Source organism: Bradyrhizobium sp. 1(2017) (genome assembly GCF_011602485.2).
GTDB lineage: Bacteria > Pseudomonadota > Alphaproteobacteria > Rhizobiales > Xanthobacteraceae > Bradyrhizobium.
In genome coordinates this window covers 2371422-2395862 of record NZ_CP050022.2, presented here as the reverse complement: position 1 = coordinate 2395862, position 24441 = coordinate 2371422, and the positions used below count along the sequence as shown (strand labels likewise).

Below are 24441 nucleotides of genomic sequence, written 5' to 3'. Positions count from 1 at the left end.
CGTCTAACCCGTCGAAGTGGTCATTGCGTCCAGGACTGCGGCCGAGTCGGCGACCCAGCCGAAGATGCCGCCCTGCGCCTTGATCATTCTCAGGCCCATCTCGTGGAATTCGGGGAAGTAGGATGCGCAGCCATCGGCGATGACGACGCAACGATAGCCGCGGTCATTGGCCTCGCGCACGGTGGTGTTGACGCAGACCTCCGTGGTGACGCCGCACACCAGCAGGTTCTCGATGCCATATTTCTCCAGGACGTCGCCGAGCTCGGTGGCGTAGAACGCGCCCTTGCCCGGCTTGTCGATGACGACCTCGCTGTCGAGCGGATAGAGCTCGGGAATGATGTCGTGGCCGGCCTCGCCGCGAATGAGGATACGGCCCATCGGGCCGGGATCGCCGATGCGCAAGGACGGCGCGCCGCGCTCGACCTTCGCCGGCGGCGCGTCGGAGAGATCGGGTAGATGACCTTCGCGGGTGTGGATCACCAGCATGCCGGTGTCGCGCGCCACCTTCAGCACCGCGCCGATCGGCTTCACCGCACGCGCGAGCTGGCTGACGTCGTTGCCCAGCGTCTCACCGAAACCGCCGGGCTCCATGAAGTCGCGCTGCATGTCGATGATGAGAAGGGCCGTGGCGGACCAATCGAGCCTGATCGGCTCGGGCTCGGCGCTGATGACGCCCGATGCCGGCTTGGCTGAGTTCAGCATGATGCCCCCCGCGAGAAACTCTGTGGCCGGAATGTCTGCAAGCGCCGTGCCATTCAGGACAATGCTCTGTCCTGCTCGCCGCTACCGTCCCGCCCCATACAACCGCCGATACTCCTCTTCATACGGCGCGTACGACTCCTTCAGCGTCGCCATGTTGAGCAGCATGGTCGCGACCACCGTATTCGCCTTGTCGAACACGCGCGTCTTGACCCAGGCGCTTTCGGTACGGCGGCTGCCGGAAAGCGCGACCACCTCGCGCTCGACCTCGTAGTCTTCGTCGACCAAGAGCGGCCCCTTCACCAGCCTGATCTCCTGGTCGGCGAACAGGCCGACTGCCGGGCCCCTGGCCGGCAGCGGATCGTCCTTGGAGCGATACTGGAACAGCACGCTCAGCATTTCCGTCGGGATGATGGGCTTGTGCCAGGGATTGTCGGCGCCGGAATAGTACGGCGAGTTTTCGGTGATCACGGTAAGCTTCTGCCGGAGGGAGAACGGATAGAGATCGCCCATGGTCTGGTCGAACGCCATCCGCACCGGCTGCCGCTTGCTCGTCTGCGCCACCTTCACATCGCGCAGGATCACGGGGTCAGTGAGCGGCTTGAGCTCGCCGAGGCGCGTTTCGAGCGCCGTCGCTGCGTGCGGCTCGCCGACCGAGGCGGTGCCGCGCAGCACCTCGGTGCCGTCGCGCTTCACCATCTGGATCTGGCACTGGCTCGTGCCGGGCAGAGGCTTCGACAGGATCGCCTGCACCTCCTCTCCCTCATAACAGACGCTGCGGTAATGCGCGGAGAGACACCCCGTCTCGAACCAGGCGCGCCCCCACAGCCGTTCGCCGAGCGGTGCGAACTGGCTGAAATGCGTGGGACCCTCGATGGTGCCGCCCTTGAAGCCGAGCTTCTGCGCGGTGGCATCGTCATGGATCGAGGCGTGCGCGTCGTAGGTTTGCGCCTGCAGCATCTGACGCGGTTGGCGCCACGGGCCGATCAGGGCCTCGGCCGTCTCCGTGATCTCGGTGTCGAATGCGCTTGCAGCCATGATGTTCTCCACTGGAAGCCATGACTAGCAGGAGCGCCACGGATGCGGCCAGCGATATTGACTTCGCCGGTGCATGCTTTTGACTGTCACAATTCGCGTCGCGCAGCCGCAATCCCTTTCCGCCGCGCAAACCCCGAGAGCCAAGGACTTCCGAAATGACGCTGATGCAGGTCGAGCTGGACGACAAATACCGGCTCGAATCGAAGCGGATCTTCCTGTCCGGCACCCAGGCTCTGGTTCGACTGCCCATGTTGCAGCGCGAACGCGACCGGCTCCAGGGACTCAACACAGGCGGCTTCATCTCGGGCTATCGCGGTTCCCCGCTCGGCATGTACGATCACGCGTTGTGGCGCGCGAAGTCGCATCTCCAGCAGCACGACATCGCCTTCGTCCCCGGCCTCAACGAGGATCTGGCTGCGACCGCCGTCTGGGGCAGCCAGCAGGTCGGCCTGTTTCCCGGCGCCAAGGTCGATGGCGTATTCGGCATCTGGTACGGCAAGGGTCCCGGCGTCGATCGTTCGGTCGATGCGCTCAAGCATGCCAATGCGGCCGGAACCTCGCTCAATGGCGGCGTGCTGGCGCTGGCCGGCGACGACCATGGCTGCCAGTCCTCGACGCTGGCGCATCAGAGCGAGCAGGTGTTCGCGGCGGCGCTGATCCCGGTGATCAATCCGGCGACGCTGCAGGACTATCTCGACCTGGGCCTTTACGGCTTTGCGCTGTCGCGCTTCTCCGGCTGCTGGGTAGGCTTCAAGGCCATCAGCGAGACCGTGGAGAGCTCGGCATCGATCTACAGCGATCCCGAACGCATCCAGATCAGGCTGCCCGACGATTTCGAGATGCCGCCCGGCGGCCTCAACATCCGCTGGCCGGATCCACCGCTGGAGGCCGAAAGGCGCCTGTTCGGGCCGAAGATGGACGCGGTGCAGGCCTTCGCCCGCGCCAACCAGCTCGACCGCATCGTGCTCGATTCAAAGCCAGCGCGGCTCGGCATCGTCGCGACCGGCAAAGCCTATCTCGACCTGCGCCAGGCGCTGGCCGATTTGGGCATCACCGACAAGGACGCGCAGGACCTCGGCCTGCGCATCTACAAGGTCGCGATGACCTGGCCGCTGGAGGAAAGCGGGGCGAAACGGTTCGCCGAAGGTCTTCAGGACGTGCTGGTGGTCGAGGAGAAGCGCGGCTTCATCGAAGACCAGCTGATGCGCATTCTCTACAACATCGATGCCTCGAGGCGCCCGACCGTCACCGGCAAGCGCGACGAGCGCGGCGCGCCGCTCTTGCCGAGCGAGGGCGAGTTGACGCCGACCATCGTCGCCTCCGCCCTGGTGGCACGACTGCGCAAGCTCGGCCATCACAGTCCGGTGCTGGAGCAGCGGCTGGCGCGGCTCGAGGCCTTCGACCAACCCGCCACCGCCAGCGCACCGATCAAGCTGGCGCGCACGCCGTTCTTCTGCTCCGGCTGCCCGCACAACACCTCGACGCGGGTGCCCGAGGGCAGCCGCGCCATGGCCGGTATCGGCTGTCACGGCATGGCCCTGAGCATGCCGACCCGCCGCACCGATTTGATCTCGCATATGGGCGCCGAGGGCGTGAACTGGATCGGCCAGTCGCCCTTCACCAGCGAGACCCACATCTTCCAGAATCTCGGCGACGGCACCTACACCCACTCCGGGCTTCTGGCGCTCCGCGCCGCTTCCGCCGCCGGCATCAACATCACCTACAAGATCCTCTACAACGACGCCGTCGCCATGACCGGCGGCCAGCCGGCCGAAGGCGCCTTCAACGTCGCGCAGATCGCGCATCAGGTCTGGGCCGAGGGCGTCAAGCGGCTCGCGATTGTCTCGGACGATCCGAGCAAGTACCCGCAAGGCAACTACTTCCCGCAAGGCGCCACGATCCATCACCGCCGCGAGCTCGACGCCGTGCAGCGCGAGCTGCGCGAGATCAAGGGCCTCACCGTCGTCATCTATGACCAGACCTGCGCTGCGGAAAAGCGCCGCCGGCGCAAGCGCGGGCTCTATCCGGATCCCGCCAAGCGCGCCTTCATCAACGAGCTCGTCTGCGAAGGCTGCGGCGATTGCTCGCAGGCCTCGAACTGCGTCTCGGTGCAGCCACTGGAGACCGAGTTCGGCCGCAAGCGCCAGATCGACCAGTCGAACTGCAACAAGGACTTTTCCTGCGTCGAAGGGTTTTGCCCGAGTTTTGTGACCGTCCATGGCGGTTCACTGAAGCGTATGAAGACGTCGGCGGTGGATTCAGGCCAACTCTTCGCCGACCTGCCGCTGCCCCCGGCGCGCGAGCTTGAGGGCCCTTACAACATCCTCGTCACCGGCATCGGCGGCACCGGCGTCATCACCATCGGCGCCCTGCTCGGCATGGCCGCCCATGTCGACGGCCGCGGCTGCTCGGCGCTCGATTTCACCGGCCTGTCGCAGAAGAACGGCGCGGTGATGAGCCATGTCCGCATCGCTCCGAAGCCGGAGGACATCTCCGCGGTCCGCATTACCACCGGCGGCGCCGATGTCATCCTCGGCTGCGACATGATCGTCTCGGTCGGCCCGACCGCGCTCAGCCGCGCCGAACGCGGCGTGACCAGGGCCTATATCAACGCCGATCTGCAGCCGACCGCGAGCTTCGTGCAAAATCCCGATCTCGATTTCGAGATGGGCACGATGCAGACCGTGCTGCGCGACGCCATCGGCGACAAGAACCTCGACATCATCGACGCCACGGGCATTGCCGCGGCGCTGATGGGCGACAGCATCGCCACCAATCCCTTCATGCTCGGCTTTGCCTTCCAGAAGGGCGCGATCCCGCTGTCGCTCGAAGCTCTGCTCCGCGCCATCGAGATCAACGGCGCCGCGATCGAGATGAACAAGCTCGCCTTCACCTGGGGCCGCCTTGCCGCCCACGACATGTCGCGGGTGCGCAGCGTGCTCCAGTTCAAGACCAGGGCTGCCGCGCCGACCAAGTCGCTCGACGACGTCATCGCGACCCGCGCGGAATTCCTGACCGGCTATCAGGACAAGGCCTACGCCGACCGCTACCTCGCAGCCATCGCCAGGGTGCGCAAGGCGGAGAGCGCAGTTTCGCCCACGTCCACGGAGCTGACCGAGGCGATCGCGAAGAACCTGTTCAAGCTGATGTCCTACAAGGATGAGTACGAGGTCGCACGGCTCTATACCGACGGCAGCTTTGCGACAAAAGTGTCGGAGAAGTTCGACGGCGACTTCACGCTGAAGTACCACCTCGCGCCGCCGATCTTCGCGAAGCGCGACAAGGCGACGGGCCGGCTCCAGAAGCAGGAGTTTGGCGGCTGGATGATCCACGCCTTCCGCGTTCTCGCCAGGCTCAAATTCCTGCGCGGCAGCGCGCTCGATCCGTTCGGCCGCACCGAGGAGCGCCGGACCGAGCGCAAGCTGATCCAGGATTATCTCGGCATGATCGATCAGCGGATGGCCGGGCTGAAAGCCGAGCAGATCCCGCTGCTGGCAAGGCTGGCGCGCGTGCCGGAGACCATCCGTGGCTTCGGCCATGTCAAGGAAACCAATATCAAGCTGGCATCCGCCGAAACGGCGCGGCTGGAAGCGGAGCTCGAGAACAGCCGTTTTGCGGCGGCTGCGGAATAACCGTTAGGGACGCAAGGCTCTCACCACTCGTCATTGCGAGGAGCAAAGCGACGAAGCAATCCAGACCATCTCCGCGGAGGGACTTCTGGATTGCTTCGCTGCGCTCGCAATGACGTGGATGTAGCGGAGACTACGGTTAGGCGGAGACCTCCGCAGCGCTCGTCGTCGTCGCCGCGCTCCCCTCCGCCAGATGCCTTCCCGCGATGTACCCGAACGTCAGCGCCGGCCCGAGCGTGATGCCCGGCCCCGGGTAATTGCCGTTCATGATCGAGACCATATCGTTGCCGCAGGCATAGAGGCCTGCGATCGGCGTGCCGTCCGCGCGCAGCACACGCGCCTGGGCATCGACCTTCATGCCGATCGCCGTGCCAAGATCGGCCGGATGGATGCGCATGGCGAAGAACGGCGCGCGAAGGATCGGCGCAACACAGGGATTGGGCTTGTGAGCGGCATCACCGAGGTGGCACTGGTAGACGGTGCTGCCGCGGCCGAATTCGCCATCGCGGCCCTCTTTGGCATCGACATTGTAGGTCGCGACCGTCGCCGCGAGTGTGGACGGCTTGACGCCGATCCTCGCCGCAAGCTGCGCAATGTCGGGCGCCTCGACCAGCTCACCACTCGCGACATAGCGCCGATAGTTGCGCGTGAACGGCTTGATGCGGCCGAGGCCATAGCACCAGAGGAACGCGCGGTCGCAGATCAGGTAGAACGGCCGGTCCGGCTCGCCATTGCCGTCGCGCAACATCGCCAGCACGAACTCATGGTAGGATAGCGCTTCGTTGACGAAGCGCCGGCCCGCTTTATTGACGGCGATCACCCCTGGCTTGGCGCGGTCCGTCACCGTGTGCGGGAACACGCCACGGCTGCCGTCGGCGCGGCGAAACAGCGAGGCAGGCACCCAATAGGCCGGGCTCGTCGCGTCCGTATCGAGCGCAGCACCGGCCGTCGCGGCGAGCCGGAGCCCGTCGCCCGTGCCAGATGTGCTGGTCGCCGAGATAAGCCCGGCGCCGGCCGGGAAGTAGCGTTTGCGCAGGCTCGCATCGTGCGAGAAGCCGCCGGTGGCGAGCACCACGCCGCGCCGCGACGCGATCAGGCGGTCGCGGGAGCCATGGCGGATCACCACACCGGCGACGCGATCGCCTCGCATCGACAAGTCCTCGACATCGGCGCTGAAGAGGATCTCGACCTGCCGCGCCAGCAGCGAGGCATAGAGCCGCGCAGCGAGCGCATTGCCGAGATGCAGCGTCGTGCCGCGCGGCGCACGCAGGCGCTGCCATGCATAGGCGGACATGAGACGCGCGGTTCGCAACGTCGATCGCAGCGATTTTCCGGCCCGGCGCAAGTGCGGGATGTCAAGACGATTGACCATCATCCCGCCGAACAGCGTGAATTCAGGCAGTGGGGGCCGCAGACGCCCAAAGGCCTTGCGCAGCCGCTTGCCATCATACGCCACCGGCTCCAGCACGCGGCCGCCGGCCGTCGCACCAAGCCGCTCCGGATAATAATCCGGATAGGCCCTCACCGGCTGGAGCCGTAACTCGGTGTTGGCCTCGAGATACGAGATCGCCTCCGGCCCGCGCGCGAGGAAGGCGGCACGAAGGCCTGCATTGGCGGGCTCGGGGACCGTGCTCGACAGATATTGCACGGCATCCGTGATGCTGTCGGACAGCCCCGCCTCTTTCATTTTGGCATTGGCGGGGATCCAGACCATGCCGCCCGACCATGCGGTGGTGCCGCCGACGAAAGCGGTCTTCTCGATCATCAGCACGCGCAGACCTTCGGCGGCGGCCACAGCCGCCGCCGTCATGCCACCGGCACCGGCGCCGATGACAATGACGTCGTAGGTCTCGTGCGCCGGCATCATGCGGCAGGCTTTCGAAGGCGAGGCATGACACCGTCATACCCCGCCGCGACCGTCGAGCGCTAGCGCTGTGGCTTGCGCTCGACCGGGTCGATGTCGATCGCTCGGAGGCGGCCGAGCCGGAGCACGTCCATGGCGAGCCGCCGGCCGATCCGGTCGCGGTCGAGCACGCGGATCAAATCATCGACACCGTTGATCTCGATGCCGTCGAGCCTGATCACGACGTCGCCGGGCAGCAGGCCGGCCTTGGCCGCCGGCCCATCCGGCTCGATCTGCATCAGAAGCGCGCCCATCTTGTTCTCGACCCCGGCCAGCACGGCATGCCGCCGCGGAACCGGTGCGGTCTGTCCGGCGACGCCGATATAGGCGCGGCGGACATAACCGTGGCGGATGATCTCCGCCAGCACGAATTGCGCAGTGTTGCTGGCGACGGCAAAGCAGATGCCCTGCGCGCCGTTGATGATGGCAGTGTTGATGCCGATCACCTCGGCATTCGACGACACCAGCGGGCCGCCGGAATTGCCGGGATTGAGCGCGGCATCGGTCTGGATCACGTCCTCAATGGTGCGCCCGCTGACCGAGCGGATCGAGCGCCCGAGTGCCGAGACCACGCCGGCGGTCACAGTCGACTCGAAGCCGAGCGGATTGCCGATCGCGATCACGAGTTGGCCGCGCCTTAAAGTTTTGGAATTGCCGAGCGCGGCATAGGGCAGATGGCGAACGCCGTTGGCGCGCAGCAGCGCAAGGTCCGTGTCGGGATCGACGCCGAGCACCTGGGCGTCGCCGACATGGCCCTCGACGTCGCGCAGCCGGATCTCCCTGGAGGAGCCGACCACATGGCTGTTGGTGAGCACGAGTCCATCCGGCGAGATCACGATGCCGGAGCCGAGCCCGCCGCGCTCGCGGCCGTTCGGCACTTTCGGCCCGGTCTCGACGCGCACAACCGCAGGTCCGACGCGGTCGGTCACGCCGATCACGGCATTGGAATAGGCATCCAGCAGGGCCCGGTCATCGGCCGGGACAGACGCCGTCGTTCGCGATGACGACGCGTCATCGGCGATATCTGAAGTGAGGTCCAGCATGGCAAGAGTCCTTGAGGCTCACACAGATGGTGGCCTGTTCCTGCCGGCGCAAGTGGCCCGCTTGGGGCGCAGGGCTGGACTACCGGGTATTGAACTGCCCAAGTGGTTAGGGCGCCCGCCGCAGCGTGCCTGCCCTTGCCTTCACCGGATCCAGCAGCGACCAATCGCCGTCCGGCAGCACATGGCCCTTCGGGAATGGCGCGCGCAGCTCGATCCCCAGCGAGCCCAGCACGCGGTCGTCGCGGTAGTAGCATTGCAGCACGACGCGGACGAGCGTTACGGCAGCTGCACCGCCGTGCTTGCGAAACTCCAGCGCAACCGCTTCGCGCCTGACGGCATCGAGCTCGGCGAGCGGCGCTCCGGCGAGCCGCGCCAGATGATCCAGCGCCGCCGCGACCAGTTTGGTATCGCGGCCGAGCGTTGCCAGCATGTCGGCCTGGATCGCGGGATCGTCGGCGCCGGGCACCTTGTACTCGTCGCTGGCGGGAACGATCATCGCGGCGATGGTGCGGAGATCGTCGCGCTGCACGCGCGTCAGTTGAGTGTCTGCGGACATCACGGCCTCAATCGAACAAATTGGCGAGGCGCTGCTTCATCTGATCGGCGATGTAGAGCGCGAGGGCCTGGATGGTGGAGGTCGGGTTCACCCCGCCGGAGGTGACGAAGATGCTGCCGTCGACGATGAAGAGGTTCTTCACGTCGTGGGTACGGCCCCATTCGTTGACGACGGAGCGTTCGGGATCGGTGCCCATCCGCGCGGTGCCGAGCAGATGCCAGCCGCCCCAGGGGATCGGCGAGTTGACGCAGATGTCGGTCGCGCCGGCGGTCTCCAGAATCTCTCGGCCGCGCGCCAGCGCATAATCCATCATCCTCTGGCTATTCTCGCTGATCGTATAGTTGATCTTCGGCGCGGGAATGCCGTGGCTGTCCTTCAGCACGGGATCAAGCGTGACGCGATTGTGCTCCTCCGGCAGGTCCTCGCAGATCGCGGAGAATCCGAGCCGATGGCCGTTGAGCTTGCGGAAGGCGCGGTGATGATCTTCTCCCCACGGCAGAATGCCTTTCTGCTCGCTGACGACGGCCTCGAACACCGGCCCTGCCCCGCGCACGAACTGGACCCCGAAGCCGCGTACAAACCCGCGCGATAGGTCCGTGTCGTACCACTCCTTGCTCCACAGGCAGGTCGGCGGCGCGCGGTTGCTGTCAGTCGGCTCCTTCACGTAGCCGTAGATCTGCGCATAGGGGTGGAACATCAGGTTCTTGCCGACGAGGCCGGACGAATTGGCAAGCCCGTTCGGAAAGCGCGAGGACGCCGAATTCAGCAGCAGCCGCGGCGTGCCGACGCCATTGCAGGCGATGATGACGACATGCGCCGGCTGAAACTGCTCGACGCCGTCCCTGTCGTAATAGACCACGCCCGAGGCCATGCCGTTCTCGTCGGTGGTGATCTCGCGCACCCGGCAATGGGTGCGCAGTTCGACACCGGCGCGCACCGCATGCGGCCAATAGGTGATGTCGGTCGAGGACTTTGCGCCTTGCGCGCAGGCCGGCGTGCAATGGCCGAGATTGATGCAGCGCGCCCGGCCTTCATAGTCCATGGTCGCGACCGTCGTGTCCGACGGCCACCAATGCCAGCCGAGCGTGTTCATCGCCTTGGCGATGATGGCGCCGGACAATCCGAGCGGCTGCTGCGGCATCGGCGGATGCGTCAGCGGCGAGAGCGGATCGCCTGACAGGCCTGAGGTGCCCATCATCCGGTCGTTCTCTTCGAAAAACGGAGTCAGCGCGTCGTAGTCGATCGGCCAGTCGTCGGCGACGCCGTCGAGCGTCTTCACCTTGAAATCGGAGGGATGCAGCCGCGGCCAGTGCGCGGTGTACATCACCGTCGAGCCGCCGACCGCATTGTAATTGACCACCTTGATCGGCGAGTTGTCGTCGTTGATCGGGTAGTCCTCGGGACGTCCGCGAACGTTGGGGCTCGACGACCACTCGCCGTAGAACTTGGCCTCCCAGTCGCGGCCGGTGCTGGGATATTCCGCCGGGTTCATCCAGCCGCCCTGCTCAAGGCAGAGAATGTGCATCTTGGTTTCGGCCAGCGACCACGCCACCGCCGCGCCAGAAGCGCCGGCGCCGATGATCAGGACGTCCACGGGGTCTTTCATCGCAAACCTTTTCCTCCCCCTCGCCGCTTTCCGGGCGATTCGGCCTTTCGCGGTCCGCCGAGGCCGGTGAACGATAGGATCAGAGCAACGGCTGAGTAAAGCCGCGAGGCCGGAATGTCCCACTTCGCAGGGCGCAGACCATTGGTATCTGCCACATCCGGGTGCTAGGAACAGGGCGCACGAGCCATCGATAGCGAGACCGTATGTCCTTCCAGAATTTCTTTGCCGCCGCCCGCGCTTTTGCGCTCGTTTCGTTGTTTGCGTCGTCCGGATTTCTGGCCTCGTCCGGGCCGGTCTCCGCGCTGACCGGCGCCGCGACGGTCCGTGACGGCAACGCCATCCAGGTTGGCGACGTCACCTACCGGCTCGACGGCGTCGACGCGCCGGAGCTGGACCAGGTCTGCATCGACGATCACGCCGATTCCTGGGCTTGCGGCATCGACGCCCGCGACCAGCTCACGAAGCTGATCGGCAAACGGACGGTGCGCTGCGACGATGTCGGGCCGGAGAAGAGTTTTGGCAAGCGGCATCGCGCCATCTGCACGGCCGAGGGCGACAAGGCCAGCTTGAACGAGCAGCTGATCAGGCTCGGCTTTGCCCTCGCGCGCGAGCCGGTCAAGGCCAACCTCAAGCCGGCGGCCACTGAGGCCAAGACGGCGGCGGCCGGAATCTGGAAGGGTTGCTTTGTTGCACCGCAAGATTTCCGTAGCGGCAAGAAGGACGGCGCGCTTCTGGGCGCCGCCTGCCGCCCGGACCGCGACAAGGAAATCCGCGCCGTGCTGTTTCCGGAAGAACTGACCATGCCGCCGAGTTGCAGCATCAAGGGCAAGCTCGCGGTGCGCGCGCGCGTCACCGGCAATATCGGCATCTATCATCTCAGGGGCTGCCCAAGCTATCCGGCGACCACCAAGCCGGACCGCTGGTTCTGCTCGGAGGACGACGCCCAGGCCGCCGGCTTCCGCAAGGCCTATAACTGCCGCCGGCCAAAGTGAAAAAATCGTTCACACACCCGTGAGTGGTAGACCGAGACCGTATTGATCCGGAATTGAACCGAATCGGGAGTTGCTGCACCTAATGAACATACGCAAGCGTCTTGCGCGAGCGTGTTCCTTGGCAGCAATCCGGCTTCGGCCCGATTGCCTTGCTCGGGCGTTTCCTCCCTAGACTTGGGCCGCTTGTCACCACAAGCGGCTCTTCTTTTTTGTGCGGGTCCTATCACTGCATCCGCATGATGTGGTCCATCGGCGGCATGTTGGCGTTCAGGTGCGCCATGATCCAGACCGTGCCACCGACCACGAGGAACACCACCAGGAGGCCGAAGGCGAGCGCCAGCACGTTGTTGGTGTTGTCAGGGCCGGTCGTGATGTGCAGGAAAAACACCAGATGCACGCCCATCTGCGCGATCGCCAGCACGATCAACGCAACGGGGATCGATGGCTGCCAGACCAGATCCGTTCCGGCGATGAAGAACGACGTCGCCGTGAGCAGTAGCGCCAGGACGAGGCCGACGACATAGCCGAGAATGCGGCTGCCGACGCTGTGCTGCTCTTCCTCGCCTGGTGCGAGGTCGTGGTCGGTCCGCGCATGGGTCTGATCGCTCATACCGCACTCCCAAGCAGATAGACGACGGAGAACACCGCGACCCAGATGATGTCGAGCGCGTGCCAGAACAGCGCAAAGCACAGCATCCGGCGCAGGATATCGGCACGAAAGCCCTTTGCGTAGACCTGGGCCATCATGGTGAGGAGCCACAGCACGCCGGCGGAGACATGCAGACCGTGGCAACCGACCAGCGAGAAGAACGCGGTCAGGAACGCGCTGCGCGTCGGGCCGTAGCCGCGCGCGACGAGATTGGCGAATTCGCGGAACTCGAGGACGAGGAATATAAGCCCGAGCACGCAAGTCACGGTCATGCCGAGATAGAACCAGAACCGGTTGCGCACATCGGCCGCGATGCTGGCCATCCCGCAGGTGAAGCTCGACAGCAACAAGCAGACCGTCTCGATCGCGACGTATCTCGGCTCGAAGATCTCCGCTGCCTTCGGACCGCCGGCGGTCTGGCCGACCAGCACCGCATAGGCTGCAAAGAAGCAGGAGAACATCACGATGTCGGAGAGCAGGAAGATCCAGAAGCCGTAGGCGGTCACGGTCCGCTTCGACGCGGGTCCGGGATGCTCGATGACGAGCCCGATGTGATGGGGATCGGCGTGCGCGTGGCCGGCGGTCGCGGTCATCGCCATCAGACTGCTCCCGCCATGCTGACGAGGCCGCGCCGCTCCTCGACATTGACGCGGTCGATCGCTGCGACCTCCGCAGCCGGGATGACGTATTCGTCATGGTCGCGCCAGGCGAACACGACGAAGGTCGCGAAGGCGCCGAGACCGCCCAGGATCACCATCCACCAGATGTGCCAGATCAGCGCAAAGCCCATGATGGTGGCGAAGAACGCGCAGACGAAACCGGTCGGCGAGTTCTTGGGCATCTCGATGTCCTGATATTCCGGCCTGTCGGCATCGAGCGATTGCTGCTGGGCACGAACCTTCATGTCCCAATAGGCATCCTCGCCGCGCACGTCGGGATTGAACGCGAAATTGAACGCCGGCGGCGGGGACGATGTCGCCCATTCCAGCGAGCGCCCGTCCCAGGGATCGCCGGTGCGGTCGCGCAAGGCCTCACGGTTGCGAACGCTGACGACGATCTGCACGATCTGGCAGATCACGCCGATCACCAGCACCGCCATGCCGATCGCGGCAACGATCATCCAGGGTCGCCACGCCGCGACGTCATAATGCTGCATCCGCCGCGTCATGCCGAGCATGCCGGCGATGTAGAGCGGCATGAAGGTGACGAAGAAGCCCACGAAGGTGAACCAGAACGCAGCCTTGCCCCAGCGCTCGTCGAGACGGAAGCCGAATGCCTTCGGGAACCAGTATTCGAAGCCGGCGAAGGCGCCGAACAGCACGCCGCCGATGATGACGTTGTGGAAGTGCGCCACCAGGAACATGCTGTTGTGAAGGATGAAGTCGGCCGGCGGCACCGCGAGCAGCACGCCCGTCAATCCCCCGATGATGAACGTCACCATGAAGCCGATCGCCCACAGCATCGGCGTCGCGAAGCGGATGCGGCCGCCATACATCGTGAACAGCCAGTTGTAGATCTTCACGCCCGTCGGCACCGCGATGATCATGCTGGCGATGCCGAAGATCGCGTTGACGTCGGGCCCTGCGCCCATCGTGAAAAAATGATGCAGCCAGACCATGAAGGAGATGACGCAGATCGCCATGGTCGCCAGCACCATCGAGCGATAGCCGAACAGCGCCTTGCCGGAGAAGGTCGAGACCACCTCGGAGAAGATGCCGAAGGCCGGCAGCACCAGGATGTAGACCTCCGGATGGCCCCAGGCCCAGATCAGGTTCATGAACATCATGACGTTGCCGCCGGCCTCGTTGGTGAAGAAGTGGAAGCCGAGGTAACGGTCGAGCAAGAGCATCGCGAGCGTGGCGGTGAGGATCGGAAAGGCCGCCACGATGAGCAGATTCGAGGCCAGCGTGGTCCAGCAGAACATCGGCATGCGCAGATAGTTCATGCCTTTGGTGCGCAGCTTCAGCACGGTCGTGACCAGATTGATGCCGGCCACCAGCGTCCCGACTCCGGAGATCTGGAGCGACCAAGCGTAATAGTCGACGCCGACGCCGGGCGAGTAGGACAATTCCGACAGCGGCGGAAAGGCGAGCCAGCCGGTGCGCGCGAACTCGCCGACGACGAGCGAGATATTGACCAGCAGCGCGCCGGTCGCCGTCAGCCAGAAGCCGACCGAATTCAGCGTCGGGAAAGCGACGTCGCGCACGCCGAGCTGGAGCGGCACGATCAGGTTCATCAGTCCGATCACGAACGGCATCGCCACGAAGAAGATCATGATGGTGCCGTGCGCCGAGAATATCTGGTTGTAGTGCTCGGGCGGCAGATAGCCCTGCGACTGATAGGCGACGGCCTGCTGGATCCGCATCATGATGGCGTCGCTGCCGCCGCGCAGCAACATCACCGAGGCCAGCAGTACATACATGACGCCGATGCGCTTGTGATCGACGCTGGTGATCCATTCGCTCCAGAGATAGGGCAGATGTCCCTTCACCACGACCCAGGCCAGCACGGCGAGGATCGCGACCAGCACCACTGCGCCAGCGACGAGCGGGATCGGCTGATCGAACGGGATGGCCGACCAGTCGAGCTTACCGAGCATCATGGCCTCCACTGTGCGGACGGCCGGCATCGGAGAGCAGCTCCGGCCCGGGCCCCGGCGGAATGTGCTGGGTCGCGATCAGGTCGAACAGGCGCGGGTCTTCGAGACGGAAGACCGGCCGGCCCTTCTCGATGCCCTGCTGCATCAGCTTCTTGTAGCTGTCGGCATTCAGCACGGCATCGCTCTTCGCCGTGGCCGCGACCCAGTCCGGAAAGGCGAGCGGCGACACCACGTTGACGTCGAACATCATGTCGGGGAAGCCGTCGCCGGAGAAGTGCGCCGACAGCCCCTGCAGCTTGCCTTCGTTGTCGGCGCGCAGGTTCAGCTTCGTGACCATGCCGTTCATGGTGTAGATCATGCTGCCGAGCTGCGGGATGAAGAACGTGTTCATCACGCTCGACGATGTCAGCTGGAATTTCAGCTCGGCGCCGGCCGGCACGGTCAGGGTGTTGATGGTGGCGATGCCCTGATCCGGATAGATGAACAGCCATTTCCAGTCGAGCGAGACGGCCTGGATACGCACCGGGCTGCCGGTGCCCGGCACGGGGGCGGCGGGATCGAGCTGATGCGAGCCGATCCAGGCGACGCCGCCAAGCAGGATGACGGTGAGCGTCGGGATCGCCCACACCACCATCTCGACGCGGCCGGAATAGACGAAGCCTGGCTGATAGCGCGCTTTCGGATTCGAGGCGCGAAACCAGAACGCGAAGCCGAGGATCGCGATGATGGTCGGCACCACGATCACGAGCATGATGAAAACGGAATCGACCAGGATGGTGCTGTTGGCCGCAGCCACAGGCCCTTGTGGATCGAGCAGATTCATCGGCAAGCCACTGGTGTTTGGGAAGCCCCGGGACAGAGCCTAGCGCGGGAAAGGCCCCGCAACAAACGCTGCGACCTCAAATCGGTTCCTGACCCGCCAGGGGCCGCCATGCGCGACGGGCCGGCCGCAGCATGCAATTCCATGTGATCTCAATGACATGAACGCAGGAGCCGCGCCCTTCTCTCCGATGGGGGCGATTGCTAATCTGCACGAAAATATAAGGGAGCGAACCGAAATGCGCCTGAAGGACAGGGTTGCGATCGTGGTCGGGGCCGGGCAAAGCCCCGGCGAAGGCATGGGCAATGGCCGTGCCACTGCGCTCACCTTTGCGCGCGAGGGTGCCAAGGTCTTGTGCGTCGATCATCATCTGGAATCGGCGCAGGAAACGGTCGCGATGATCACCGCGAGGCAAGGAAGCGCCGCGGCCTGCAAGGCCGACGTGACCAAGGCGGCCGACATCAAGGCGATGGTGGCGGACGCGCAGTCCCGCTGGGGCAGGATCGACGTGCTGCACAACAATGTCGGCGTCAGCCTGTCCGGCGGCGATGCCGAATTGCTGCAGCTGACCGAAGAGGCATTCGACCGCGTGGTCGCCATCAATCTCAAGAGCTGCATTCTCGCGGCAAAAGAAGTGATCCCGATCATGCGCGCGCAACGCAGCGGCGCCATCATCAACATCTCCTCGATGGCGGCGATCACGACTTATCCTTACGTCGCCTACAAGGCGACGAAGTCGGCAATGATCGCCTTCACCGAACAGCTCGCCTACCAGAATGCCGAATACGGCATCCGCGCCAACGTCATCCTGCCCGGCTTGATGAACACGCCGATGGCGGTCGACACCCGCGCCCGCGAATGGTCCAAGACCCGCGCCGAGGTCGAGGCCGAGCGCGACAGCAAGGTGCCGCTGCGCAAGAAGATGGGCACCGGCTGGGACGTCGCCAACGCCGCGCTGTTCCTGGCGTCCGATGAAGCGAACTTCATTACCGGCGTGACGTTGCCGGTGGATGGCGGCGCGAGCGTGAGGCGGGGGTGATCGAAGCGAGCACGGTGCTCTTCCCTTCTCCCTTGTGGAAGAAGGTGGCGCGAAGCGCCGGATGAGGGGTTCTCTCTATTCGTGCTACCGTTCGTGAGGAGTGAACCCCCTCCCCCGGCTTCGCGTTCGCGAAGCCACCCTCTCCCGCAAAGGGGAGAGGGTGCACCGTCACTGCGGCTGCCGGCTCACCCGCCAGATCGTGCCGTTGCCGTCCTCCGACACCAGCAGCGATCCATCCTTCGCCACGGCGACACCCACCGGCCTGCCCCACACTTCGCTGTCGCTCACGACGAACCCCGTGACGAAATCCTCGTACTCGCCGGTCGGCCTGCCGTCCTTCATCTTGATGCGGATCAGCTTGTAGCCGGTACGCTTCGACCTGTTCCAGGAGCCGTGCTGAGCGGCGAAAGCGTCGCCCTGGTACTCGGGCGGAAACTGCGTGCCCTGATAGAAGGTCATGCCGAGCGAGGCCGAATGCGGCTGGATCAGCACGTCAGGCACCGTCACCTTGTCCTTGAGGTCGGCTCGCGCGCCGGCATGGCGCGGATCTTCGTTGTTGCCGATATAGAACCACGGCCAGCCGTAGAAGCCGCCCTCCTTCACGCTGGTCACGTAATCGGGCACGAGATCGTCGCCGAGGCCGTCGCGTTCGTTGTTCGAGCACCATGGCTGGCCGGTTTGCGGCTGGATCGCGAGGCCGACGCAATTGCGGATGCCGGTGGCGTAGATCTTCCGCTCCTTGCCGTCAGGATTGAAGGCGAGCACGGCGGCGCGCTCGGTCTCGCTGGCCCACGTGGCGCCGAGCGGTTGCGCCTTCGACCACGCCTCCAATCCGCCCGGCGGCGTGCCCATGCCCTCGGCGACGTTGCTGAGCGAGCCGACCGAGACCAGCATGCGCTTGTTGTCGGGCGTGAAGACGATGTCGCGGGTGGAATGGCCGCCGTCATGCGGCAGGCTTGCCACGATCGTCTCCGCCTTGCCGCGCGCCTTGAGATCACCGGCCCGATAGGGAAAGCGAACGACGCTGTCGGTATTGGCGACATAGACCCATTGCGGATCGTCGCCGTTCGGGAAGAAGGCGATGCCGAACGGCTGCCGCAGACCGCTGGCAAACACCTCGTTGCCGGCGAGCTTGTTGCCCTCGCCGGCACGAAGCACGCGAATGGTGCCGGCCCGCGTCTCCGCGACGAAGACATCGCCATTCGGCGCCACCCGCACGATGCGCGGCGCGCGCAGGCCTTCGGCGAACAGCTCGATCCTGAAGCCTGCCGGCACCTGAAGCTCCGCGTCCGGCGGACGCGGCACCACGCGCGAGAAGCTCGCAACCGACCGCGAGGCGCCGGGCCTGACCAGATCCTGCGGGCGGATCAACCTGACCGTGCCGGGCTTGTCCGCCCGCCAATCGCCATAGGCGTCCTTGCCCTGCAACACCGGCTCGGCCTGCGCTCCGGCCGCAAATGCGAGCAGCAGCAGCATCGCGGACATCACCGCGGGCGAGATCCTGTTCCTCACGTCGCCTTCCTCCCCACCTCTACGTACCGGGCGTCAACGCCGATTATCCGCAAACGTTCTGCGGCAGGTTCAACACCTGCCACATCCCTCGTCAGCTCATGCCCGCGCGATCTGCATTGGATGCGACCCATCGTACTGGAAAACACCGCAGATAGGTGCGACACATTGTAGGGGTGGGGCTCGCGACTGATGGGAAGATCATGTGGGGATCCGTCATATCGGAATGGGCAAGCCTGTTGCTCCGCTGGCTGCACGTGGTTGCCGCGATCGCCTGGATCGGCAGTTCCTTCTATTTCATCGCCCTCGACCTGAGCCTCAGGCCCGGGAGAGACCTGCCCGGCGGCGTGCAGGGCGAGGCCTGGCAGGTGCATGGCGGCGGCTTCTACCGGATCATGAAATATCTGGTCGCACCCTCCCAGATGCCGGACGAGCTGACCTGGTTCAAATGGGAGGCCTACACCACCTGGCTGTCCGGCTTCGCCTTGATGGTGGTGGTGTACTATCTCGACGCCGATCTGTTCCTGGTCGACAAGTCCATCCTCGACCTCTCGCCACTGCAGGCCGGCCTGTTCAGCTTCTGCAGCCTCGCGCTGGCGTGGCTGCTCTATGAAGCCGCTTGCCGCAGCGGGCTTGCGCAGCGCGAGCTGCCCTTCGCCATCGGCGGCTACCTGTTCCTGGTCGCACTGACCTATGCCTTCACCCATGTGCTCAGCGGCCGCGGCGCCTTCAACCAGATCGGCGCGATCATCGGCACCATCATGGTCGCCAACGTCTTCGCACTGATCATCCCGAACCAGAAGAAGATCGTGGCCAGCCTGATCGCGGGACAGGCGCCCGATCCGAAGCTCGGCAAGGCCAGCAAGGAGCGCTCGGTCCACAACAACTATCTGACGCTCCCCGTGGTCGTGCTGATGATCAGCAACCACTACCCCCTGCTCTACGCCACGCGCTTCAACTGGATCATCGTCGCCATCATCCTGGCGCTCGGCCCGGTGATCCGCCACTTCTTCAATGCGCGGCATGCGGGGCGCAAATCGCCGTGGTGGGTGTGGGGCGTTGCGGCTGTCGGCGTGATCGCGATCCTCTTCCTCTCCGCGGCCGGCCCGCGCGAGGTCAAGACCGGCGCGCGGCCGGCAACGCCGACGCTCGCCAACGTCGAGGAGATCGTGATGTCCCGTTGCAGCATGTGCCACGCCGCCGAGCCGGTCTGGGCCGGCATCGTCACCGCGCCGAAAGGCATCCTGCTCGACGCCCCCGAGCACATCCACCGCAACATCCGCCTGATCGGCCGCGTGGCCGCCTGGTCGAATGCGATGCCGCCGGGCAACATCACCGAGATGACCAGCGAGGAGCGCGCCACCCTCGCCGCCTATCTCGAGCAGGCCCGTTGATACCGCCGCGCGTCGACGGATCATTTCACGGAATGAAATTCCGCATCGCCCACTGAATTGAAAATGACTTGACCGCCTATCCGGCGTAGACAGGAGCCGCGGCCGCTGACGCGGCCCAGGTCAGTCTGCATCCGCGGGGAAGAACAGTGGCCCTCAAGAACGTCATCGGTATCGACCACGCCGTGGTCATGGTGAAGGAGCTCGACAAGGCGGCCGAGAACTATCGGCGGCTCGGCTTCACCGTGTCCCCGCGCGGCACCCACAGCGTCCATATGGGCACGGGCAACTACACCATCATGTTCGACCCCGACTACATGGAGCTGCTCGGCGTGCTCGCTGCGACCGAGCTCAACGCCCCCGCTCGCGCCTTCCTCGACAAGCGCGGCGAAGGCATCGAGCGCATCGCCTTCACCGCGGTTGATTCCGCCGCCGGCGCCGAGGAGATTCGCGCACGGGGCCTGGAGCCGATCGGTCCGACCGATTTCGAGCGGCCGGTGACGCTGCCTGATGGCACGGTTTCGGCGGCAAAATTCCGCACCTTCATGTGGCCGACCGCCGAAGCCCCCGGCGGCGTGCGCATCTTCGCCTGCCAGCACAAGACCCGCGAAACCGTTTGGATTGCGGAATTGATGAAGCACGCGAATGCAGCGAAGCGGATCAGGCAGACGCTGATCGCAACGCCCGAGCCCGCGAAGGAAGCCGCACATCTCGGGCGGCTGATCGACCGCGAGCCGGCGACCGATGCGGACGGAGCGGTCACCGTCCCCTCCGGCGGCGACCGCGCAGACTTCGTCTATCTGACGCTGGACCAGCTCGGCAGACGCTATCCGGGCGTACCCCTCACCGGCCTCTCCGAGCGGGGCGGTGCGGCGCTGGTGCTCGTCAGCGGCGATCTCGCAGCCACCGAGAAGGCGCTGGGCTCGGCGGCAGTGCGCAGCGGCCGTGCGATCTGCGTGCCGCCGGCCAAGGCCAACGGCACCCTGCTCGCCTTCGTCGCCGGCTGAGCTTAGCGAATTCTTCAACGAGCATTTACCCGGCGGCAGCAGGATGTCCAGGCACTTCACGCTGCCTGAGGCAAGCCCATGTTTAAAGAGGGATCGCCGATCGCCTATGACGCGCCGGCCGAGCTGAAGATGTGGCCGTCGCTGCAGGGCGAGCGGCAGAAGGATCGCGGTCCGCCCATCTCGTCTACAACGGCACGCTCGCCGAATGCGTCCACGAGCTGATGGGCAAGCCGATCAAGGGCATCTCGCTCTACGACATCATGACGAGGCCGCAAGCCGCTTTCGATCAGCACGCGTCCAGCCATAGCCGGATAGATGCGAGTTGGACGAAGGCGAGGTAGCCTGTCGTAGCGCGTCGTCGCGGTTTGTTCCTACGCGACGGGGGACCGAGGCAGTAGAGTAATGGATGCAAGTCAATACTGACTTACAAAGCTTCGAAGCCGGCATCACTTTCAAAGAAACGCCACACCTATCCGGAAGGGTGCGCGCCAGGCCACTCGGCAAGGCAACTTTAGACCGTGCTCTGGGATGACGAGAGTGAACCTGGCGGGTATTCGGTCTGTCGTATTCAAGAATTGCAGCGCCGCGCCCGATGTCGAGATATCGCGGATCATGCAGGAGATCTTGTCTCCGGCTCCCTCTATTTGCGCTGGCATAGCCGCACGAAAGCGTGGTGCGTTACGTGTCTCTACCATGAGTTCAACCGCTATTGCAGTCCCTAGATCGATCCGTACTCCTCAGCGCTCTGATTGATCCAAAGCAGCGCCGCCCGGCTATCCAACCACAAAAGTTGGTCTTCCTCCCCTTCGCCGGGAGTCATGTGCAACACGAAGCAATTCTCGCCATATCGGAACAACGTGTCGCGCGCTCGGCGCTCGCTTAAGGTTTGAACGTCGAGATACGGATACTCGTGTGTAGCAACAAGCTTCATGACCGAAACCTGCTTAGAGCAGCGCCATGCAAAGTTGAGCCCAGTCGATCAACCACCTGACGGGCTCTCTCGACGCTATTGATTAGTTCTTCCGCTTGCTGAGTGAGCTGGAGGATAGACGCATCCTCCTTAAAATCAGACAGGATAATTTGAACGCACCTGTTGGTCAGATCGAGCATCCATAGAGCACGCCGCATATCGTGTTGGGTCTGAAGATCTGCTTCACGCAGCTCAGAGAAGACGTTTGTAAGTCCTTGGATCCGACGAACAGCTGGATGAGATGTAGAACGTCCTCGACCGCGCGGGAAATCGACCACCTTGGACACCGGTGTCCTCCAAATTTTCAAAATATGCATTTAATATTGCTGCAATCATTTAACGCTTTCATAAGCTTCTATAAAATGGCTATCGATTTTCGGCGAAGCAGCAGACGCTACCGAGAAGCAACCTGCATAACTCGCCGCACCTCGCCGTAGGTCCATTGCGCGTCCCGTTGCAGCGACCGTGTCATGCTGAAGGCTGGGCCGATCTTGCTAGAAATCCGTCGCAAATTGCGCGGGCATAAGTCGCCCAGCCGTCATCACGGAGAGGGACGATCTTGATCTGAAACTGCCGGTCTTTGTCCGGTAGTGCCCATCGCTCCAGTCAACTGATCTCTTCGCTGCCGGTTGCAGCTGCTCCAGCAGCCGGCCTCGATCAAACGTTGTCCACACGTGCCTATCGCGACATATTGCGCTGCCGCACGAAACTTGGTCGCTATGGGAGCAAAGCGGATGTAGTCACCCGTCACGTGAGACGCTGGAGTTTATAGGTACACGGCCTAGTTGGAGGCTCGCCTGCCCTGCTGCTTCGAGGACGTGTCCGTCGGCGCATCGAGGAAGTCGACTTGTATGCCGCGCTTGACGTTCTCGCCGATCACACGCGCGTCCCAGTTGGTGAGCCTGACGCAGCCGTGGGATGCCGACTTGCTGACCTTGTCGGGCTCTGCCGTGCCGTGAATCCCGTAGCCCTGCGCCGACAGGCCGATCCAGTACGCGCCCACAGGGTTGTTCGGACCCGGTTTGATGTCGAAGGGCTTCTTTGATTTCACGCTCTTGAACTTGTACTCGGGATTGTAGCGATAGGTCGGCTGCTCGTTGGTGGCGGTGACCTTCAGCGTCCCCGTCGGCGTCGGGCGATCCGGACTGCCGATTGACGCCGGATAGAACGCGACCAGACGACCAGAGCTGTCGTAGGCGCTCAGCGTCGCGCGCGCCTTGTCGATCTCGAGGCGAACGATGCGAGGAAGCTCGCGTCGCGCCGGCAAATTGGCCACGCTGATCGTCTCGCCCGCCCTGTCGAAAGCCTTCCCCGGATTGAGCGATTTCAACAGCTCTTCGCTCATGTGGAATTTTTCCGCGAGCCCTTCGAGCGGACTGGTGTAGCTCAGCGCCTCCAGCGACTTCATGTCATCGAGCCTGGCCGGCAGCTTCTTGAGAAACGGCCCCTTCACATCCGCGTCGGCGATCTTGTAGTCGACGAGGACAGGACCTTCGCTCGCAGCGTTCAGCCTGTCCCAGAGTTCCGGAGCGATCGCCTTGTCGAGGCCGATACCGTTCTGCTCGGCGAACCTCTTCAGCGCCTTCAGCGCGTTGTCGCCGAGCTTGCCGTCGATCTGGCCGGGAGAGAATTGCGCGCGGTCGAGCAAAATCTGAAGCTTCGTCACCACCGCGCTGATCTTGTCCGCTGCCGGCTGCTTTTCGGGACGCGCGGCGTCATTCACCGCATTCGCATCGAGATTACCCGCGAGCACCGGGCAAATGAACCACAGCGACATTGCCGCGCCAAGCATCCATCGCATCATGATCGTTCGTTCCATTTGCCGACAATGCCACAAACAATGATCCGCAAACCTGCGGGCAGTTTCTCTCCGGGAACACCGTAGTAACACCGAAAGAACCGGCGGGATCGCAGCTTCGCCGCAATCGGAAGGTTAAGAACGTCCTATCGCCGGCGCATCGTCGGCCGTTCATCCCACAGTTCGAGGTTGCCCCAGCAATGCGATTCGTCGTCGCGGCTTGCGCCGCGTTCCTGATTCTGATGTGCGACCTCGATCCGTCGGCGTCACGCCAAACATCAACTTTCGACACCGCCGTTCTCAAGAACAATCATGCCTCGCCACTTGTTCCTGTGGTCGAACTCTTCCTCGCCAGCGTGCAGGCCATCGATGTCGCCAACGCTCGTGCTGCATATGAGGAAACAATCGAGCCGCCGCGCGCGATCGAGCCTGTCGCCGAGGGGCCGGTTTCGCCGACAGACAAATTCTGTCATGCGCTTCGCGAAGCTGCCGAAGCCAGCGGCATTCCGGTGCCGTTCTTCGCGCGCCTGATCTGGCAGGAGAGCCGCTTCAAGTCCAACGAGGTCAGCCACGCCGGCGCGCAGGGCGTCGCGCAATTCATGCCGGGAACGGCCGCCGAAGTCGGGCTCGATGATCCCTTCGATCCGATGAAGGCGCTGCCGGCATCGGCGAAATTCCTGCGCAAGCTCCGCGACGATTTCGGCAATCTCGGCCTTGCTGCCGCTGCCTACAATGCGGGCCCGGGCCGCATCCAGAAGTGGCTAGCCAAGGAGAGCGAGCTGCCGCGCGAGACGCGCGACTATGTCCGCATCATCACCGGCACCAGGGCCGAGGACTGGACCGCGCGCGCCGAGGCGCTTGCGATCCGGATCGACCTGCCGCGCGAGGCACCCTGCGAAGGAGTTGGCAGCCTCTCAAAGGCCAAGGACGTGGCCTGGGTTCCGGTCAACCTGACGCCTTCGGTCACGACCATCATTCGCAAGGCTGAGCAGTTCGCCGCACGCCTCACGACGAGCCGTGCGCGCAAGCGGTTCGCAATCCTGCTTCGGAAGAACGCCACCGGCACCGGCAAGGCGCGCAGCATGATTGCAGCGCGCGCAGCCGGACAAGGCGCGAAGACCCGCGCGGTTCGCCTCGCATCACGCGAACGGCCGTCAGGCTAAAGGCCGGAGCCACCCGCGCGAGTGGCTCCG

Annotated in this window: 21 protein-coding genes; 7 read left to right on the top strand and 14 right to left on the bottom strand. The window is 64.4% G+C overall.

The features are described from left to right. Positions 1-3: 3 nt before the first annotated feature. Positions 4-702, bottom strand: a complete 699-nt coding sequence (locus HAP40_RS11460; protein ID WP_166817700.1) for a cysteine hydrolase family protein — start codon at positions 700-702, stop codon at positions 4-6. A gap of 81 nt (positions 703-783) precedes the next feature. Further along, positions 784-1737: a hypothetical protein gene (locus HAP40_RS11455; RefSeq protein ID WP_166817701.1), complete on the bottom strand. Its 954-nt coding sequence runs from the start codon at positions 1735-1737 to the stop codon at positions 784-786. A gap of 155 nt (positions 1738-1892) precedes the next feature. Here HAP40_RS11455 and HAP40_RS11450 point away from each other — a divergent pair, with 155 nt between their 5' ends. After that, entirely contained in the window at positions 1893-5369 is a 3477-nt protein-coding gene (locus HAP40_RS11450; RefSeq protein WP_166817702.1) for an indolepyruvate ferredoxin oxidoreductase family protein, read from the top strand. Between the two features lie 136 nt (positions 5370-5505). Here HAP40_RS11450 and HAP40_RS11445 read toward each other — a convergent pair whose 3' ends face one another. The 4 genes from HAP40_RS11445 to HAP40_RS11430 form a co-directional block, all read right to left on the bottom strand. Then, positions 5506-7233 carry an FAD-dependent oxidoreductase gene (locus tag HAP40_RS11445; RefSeq protein WP_166817703.1) on the bottom strand — a complete coding sequence of 576 codons (1728 nt, stop codon included), beginning with the start codon at positions 7231-7233 and terminating at the stop codon, positions 5506-5508. A 59-nt stretch (positions 7234-7292) separates the two neighbouring features. Continuing rightward, positions 7293-8312 (bottom strand): S1C family serine protease, encoded by a 1020-nt coding sequence (locus HAP40_RS11440; protein WP_166817704.1) that lies wholly within the window; start codon positions 8310-8312, stop codon positions 7293-7295. A gap of 106 nt (positions 8313-8418) precedes the next feature. Beyond that, positions 8419-8868 carry a hypothetical protein gene (locus HAP40_RS11435; protein ID WP_166817705.1) on the bottom strand — a complete coding sequence of 150 codons (450 nt, stop codon included), beginning with the start codon at positions 8866-8868 and terminating at the stop codon, positions 8419-8421. 7 nt (positions 8869-8875) lie between these two features. Beyond that, complete coding sequence (locus HAP40_RS11430; RefSeq protein ID WP_166817706.1) at positions 8876-10474, bottom strand: GMC family oxidoreductase; 1599 nt, start codon at positions 10472-10474, stop codon at positions 8876-8878. 203 nt (positions 10475-10677) lie between these two features. Here HAP40_RS11430 and HAP40_RS11425 point away from each other — a divergent pair, with 203 nt between their 5' ends. Beyond that, positions 10678-11466, top strand: coding sequence for a thermonuclease family protein (locus HAP40_RS11425; RefSeq protein ID WP_166817707.1), 789 nt, complete (start codon positions 10678-10680; stop codon positions 11464-11466). A gap of 223 nt (positions 11467-11689) precedes the next feature. Here the strand turns inward: HAP40_RS11425 and cyoD are convergent, their stop codons facing one another. From cyoD to HAP40_RS11405, 4 genes are read right to left on the bottom strand one after another with little or no spacing between them, the layout of a single operon-like run. Further along, positions 11690-12076, bottom strand: a complete 387-nt coding sequence (gene cyoD, locus HAP40_RS11420) for a cytochrome o ubiquinol oxidase subunit IV (RefSeq protein WP_166817708.1) — start codon at positions 12074-12076, stop codon at positions 11690-11692. Continuing rightward, positions 12073-12714 carry a cytochrome (ubi)quinol oxidase subunit III gene (locus HAP40_RS11415; RefSeq protein ID WP_166817709.1) on the bottom strand — a complete coding sequence of 214 codons (642 nt, stop codon included), beginning with the start codon at positions 12712-12714 and terminating at the stop codon, positions 12073-12075. The genes cyoD and HAP40_RS11415 overlap by 4 nt, the downstream gene beginning before the upstream one ends. Continuing rightward, the gene (gene cyoB, locus HAP40_RS11410) at positions 12714-14714 is read right to left on the bottom strand and encodes a cytochrome o ubiquinol oxidase subunit I (protein ID WP_166819546.1); all 2001 of its coding nucleotides are present in this window, start codon (positions 14712-14714) and stop codon (positions 12714-12716) included. Before cyoB ends, HAP40_RS11415 begins: the two co-directional genes overlap by 1 nt. Further along, complete coding sequence (locus HAP40_RS11405; RefSeq protein WP_166817710.1) at positions 14704-15537, bottom strand: cytochrome ubiquinol oxidase subunit II; 834 nt, start codon at positions 15535-15537, stop codon at positions 14704-14706. Before HAP40_RS11405 ends, cyoB begins: the two co-directional genes overlap by 11 nt. 235 nt (positions 15538-15772) lie before the next feature. Between HAP40_RS11405 and HAP40_RS11400 the strand changes: the two genes are divergently transcribed. Further along, a complete protein-coding gene (locus HAP40_RS11400) occupies positions 15773-16573 on the top strand; it encodes an SDR family NAD(P)-dependent oxidoreductase (RefSeq protein ID WP_166817711.1) in 801 nt (266 codons plus the stop codon). Between the two features lie 168 nt (positions 16574-16741). Here the strand turns inward: HAP40_RS11400 and HAP40_RS11395 are convergent, their stop codons facing one another. Next, positions 16742-18085 carry a PQQ-dependent sugar dehydrogenase gene (locus HAP40_RS11395; RefSeq protein ID WP_166817712.1) on the bottom strand — a complete coding sequence of 448 codons (1344 nt, stop codon included), beginning with the start codon at positions 18083-18085 and terminating at the stop codon, positions 16742-16744. A gap of 200 nt (positions 18086-18285) precedes the next feature. On the opposite strand from HAP40_RS11395, the gene HAP40_RS11390 reads away from it, so the two are divergent. From HAP40_RS11390 to HAP40_RS11380, 3 genes are all read left to right on the top strand, one after another. Then, the gene (locus tag HAP40_RS11390; RefSeq protein WP_166817713.1) at positions 18286-19476 is read left to right on the top strand and encodes a urate hydroxylase PuuD; all 1191 of its coding nucleotides are present in this window, start codon (positions 18286-18288) and stop codon (positions 19474-19476) included. A gap of 146 nt (positions 19477-19622) precedes the next feature. Further along, the gene (locus tag HAP40_RS11385) at positions 19623-20480 is read left to right on the top strand and encodes a VOC family protein (protein WP_166817714.1); all 858 of its coding nucleotides are present in this window, start codon (positions 19623-19625) and stop codon (positions 20478-20480) included. A gap of 131 nt (positions 20481-20611) precedes the next feature. Next, positions 20612-20821, top strand: a complete 210-nt coding sequence (locus HAP40_RS11380; protein WP_246741123.1) for a hypothetical protein — start codon at positions 20612-20614, stop codon at positions 20819-20821. Between the two features lie 111 nt (positions 20822-20932). Here HAP40_RS11380 and HAP40_RS37310 read toward each other — a convergent pair whose 3' ends face one another. The 3 genes from HAP40_RS37310 to HAP40_RS11370 all read right to left on the bottom strand — a co-directional run bounded on the left by HAP40_RS37310 (position 20933) and on the right by HAP40_RS11370 (position 23254). Further along, positions 20933-21136, bottom strand: a complete 204-nt coding sequence (locus HAP40_RS37310; protein WP_414645396.1) for a PilZ domain-containing protein — start codon at positions 21134-21136, stop codon at positions 20933-20935. A 62-nt stretch (positions 21137-21198) separates the two neighbouring features. Next, positions 21199-21411: a hypothetical protein gene (locus HAP40_RS11375; RefSeq protein ID WP_166817716.1), complete on the bottom strand. Its 213-nt coding sequence runs from the start codon at positions 21409-21411 to the stop codon at positions 21199-21201. An 820-nt stretch (positions 21412-22231) separates the two neighbouring features. Then, positions 22232-23254 (bottom strand): L,D-transpeptidase family protein, encoded by a 1023-nt coding sequence (locus HAP40_RS11370; RefSeq protein ID WP_166817717.1) that lies wholly within the window; start codon positions 23252-23254, stop codon positions 22232-22234. A 194-nt stretch (positions 23255-23448) separates the two neighbouring features. Between HAP40_RS11370 and HAP40_RS11365 the strand changes: the two genes are divergently transcribed. Then, a complete protein-coding gene (locus tag HAP40_RS11365; RefSeq protein ID WP_166817718.1) occupies positions 23449-24411 on the top strand; it encodes a lytic transglycosylase domain-containing protein in 963 nt (320 codons plus the stop codon). Positions 24412-24441 lie beyond the last annotated feature (30 nt).

Excerpts from the sequence above, each read along its gene's own strand:
- HAP40_RS11460 (WP_166817700.1), bottom strand. The coding sequence starts at position 702 with ATGCTGAACTCAGCCAAGCCGGCATCGGGCGTCATCAGCGCCGAGCCC.
- HAP40_RS11455 (WP_166817701.1), bottom strand. The coding sequence starts at position 1,737 with ATGGCTGCAAGCGCATTCGACACCGAGATCACGGAGACGGCCGAGGCC.
- HAP40_RS11450 (WP_166817702.1), top strand. The coding sequence starts at position 1,893 with ATGACGCTGATGCAGGTCGAGCTGGACGACAAATACCGGCTCGAATCG.
- HAP40_RS11445 (WP_166817703.1), bottom strand. The coding sequence starts at position 7,233 with ATGATGCCGGCGCACGAGACCTACGACGTCATTGTCATCGGCGCCGGT.
- HAP40_RS11440 (WP_166817704.1), bottom strand. The coding sequence starts at position 8,312 with ATGCTGGACCTCACTTCAGATATCGCCGATGACGCGTCGTCATCGCGA.
- HAP40_RS11435 (WP_166817705.1), bottom strand. The coding sequence starts at position 8,868 with ATGTCCGCAGACACTCAACTGACGCGCGTGCAGCGCGACGATCTCCGC.
- HAP40_RS11430 (WP_166817706.1), bottom strand. The coding sequence starts at position 10,474 with ATGAAAGACCCCGTGGACGTCCTGATCATCGGCGCCGGCGCTTCTGGC.
- HAP40_RS11425 (WP_166817707.1), top strand. The coding sequence starts at position 10,678 with ATGTCCTTCCAGAATTTCTTTGCCGCCGCCCGCGCTTTTGCGCTCGTT.
- cyoD (WP_166817708.1), bottom strand. The coding sequence starts at position 12,076 with ATGAGCGATCAGACCCATGCGCGGACCGACCACGACCTCGCACCAGGC.
- HAP40_RS11415 (WP_166817709.1), bottom strand. The coding sequence starts at position 12,714 with ATGGCGATGACCGCGACCGCCGGCCACGCGCACGCCGATCCCCATCAC.
- cyoB (WP_166819546.1), bottom strand. The coding sequence starts at position 14,714 with ATGCTCGGTAAGCTCGACTGGTCGGCCATCCCGTTCGATCAGCCGATC.
- HAP40_RS11405 (WP_166817710.1), bottom strand. The coding sequence starts at position 15,537 with ATGAATCTGCTCGATCCACAAGGGCCTGTGGCTGCGGCCAACAGCACC.
- HAP40_RS11400 (WP_166817711.1), top strand. The coding sequence starts at position 15,773 with ATGCGCCTGAAGGACAGGGTTGCGATCGTGGTCGGGGCCGGGCAAAGC.
- HAP40_RS11390 (WP_166817713.1), top strand. The coding sequence starts at position 18,286 with ATGTGGGGATCCGTCATATCGGAATGGGCAAGCCTGTTGCTCCGCTGG.
- HAP40_RS37310 (WP_414645396.1), bottom strand. The coding sequence starts at position 21,136 with ATGCCAGCGCAAATAGAGGGAGCCGGAGACAAGATCTCCTGCATGATC.
- HAP40_RS11375 (WP_166817716.1), bottom strand. The coding sequence starts at position 21,411 with ATGAAGCTTGTTGCTACACACGAGTATCCGTATCTCGACGTTCAAACC.
- HAP40_RS11370 (WP_166817717.1), bottom strand. The coding sequence starts at position 23,254 with ATGATGCGATGGATGCTTGGCGCGGCAATGTCGCTGTGGTTCATTTGC.
- HAP40_RS11365 (WP_166817718.1), top strand. The coding sequence starts at position 23,449 with ATGCGATTCGTCGTCGCGGCTTGCGCCGCGTTCCTGATTCTGATGTGC.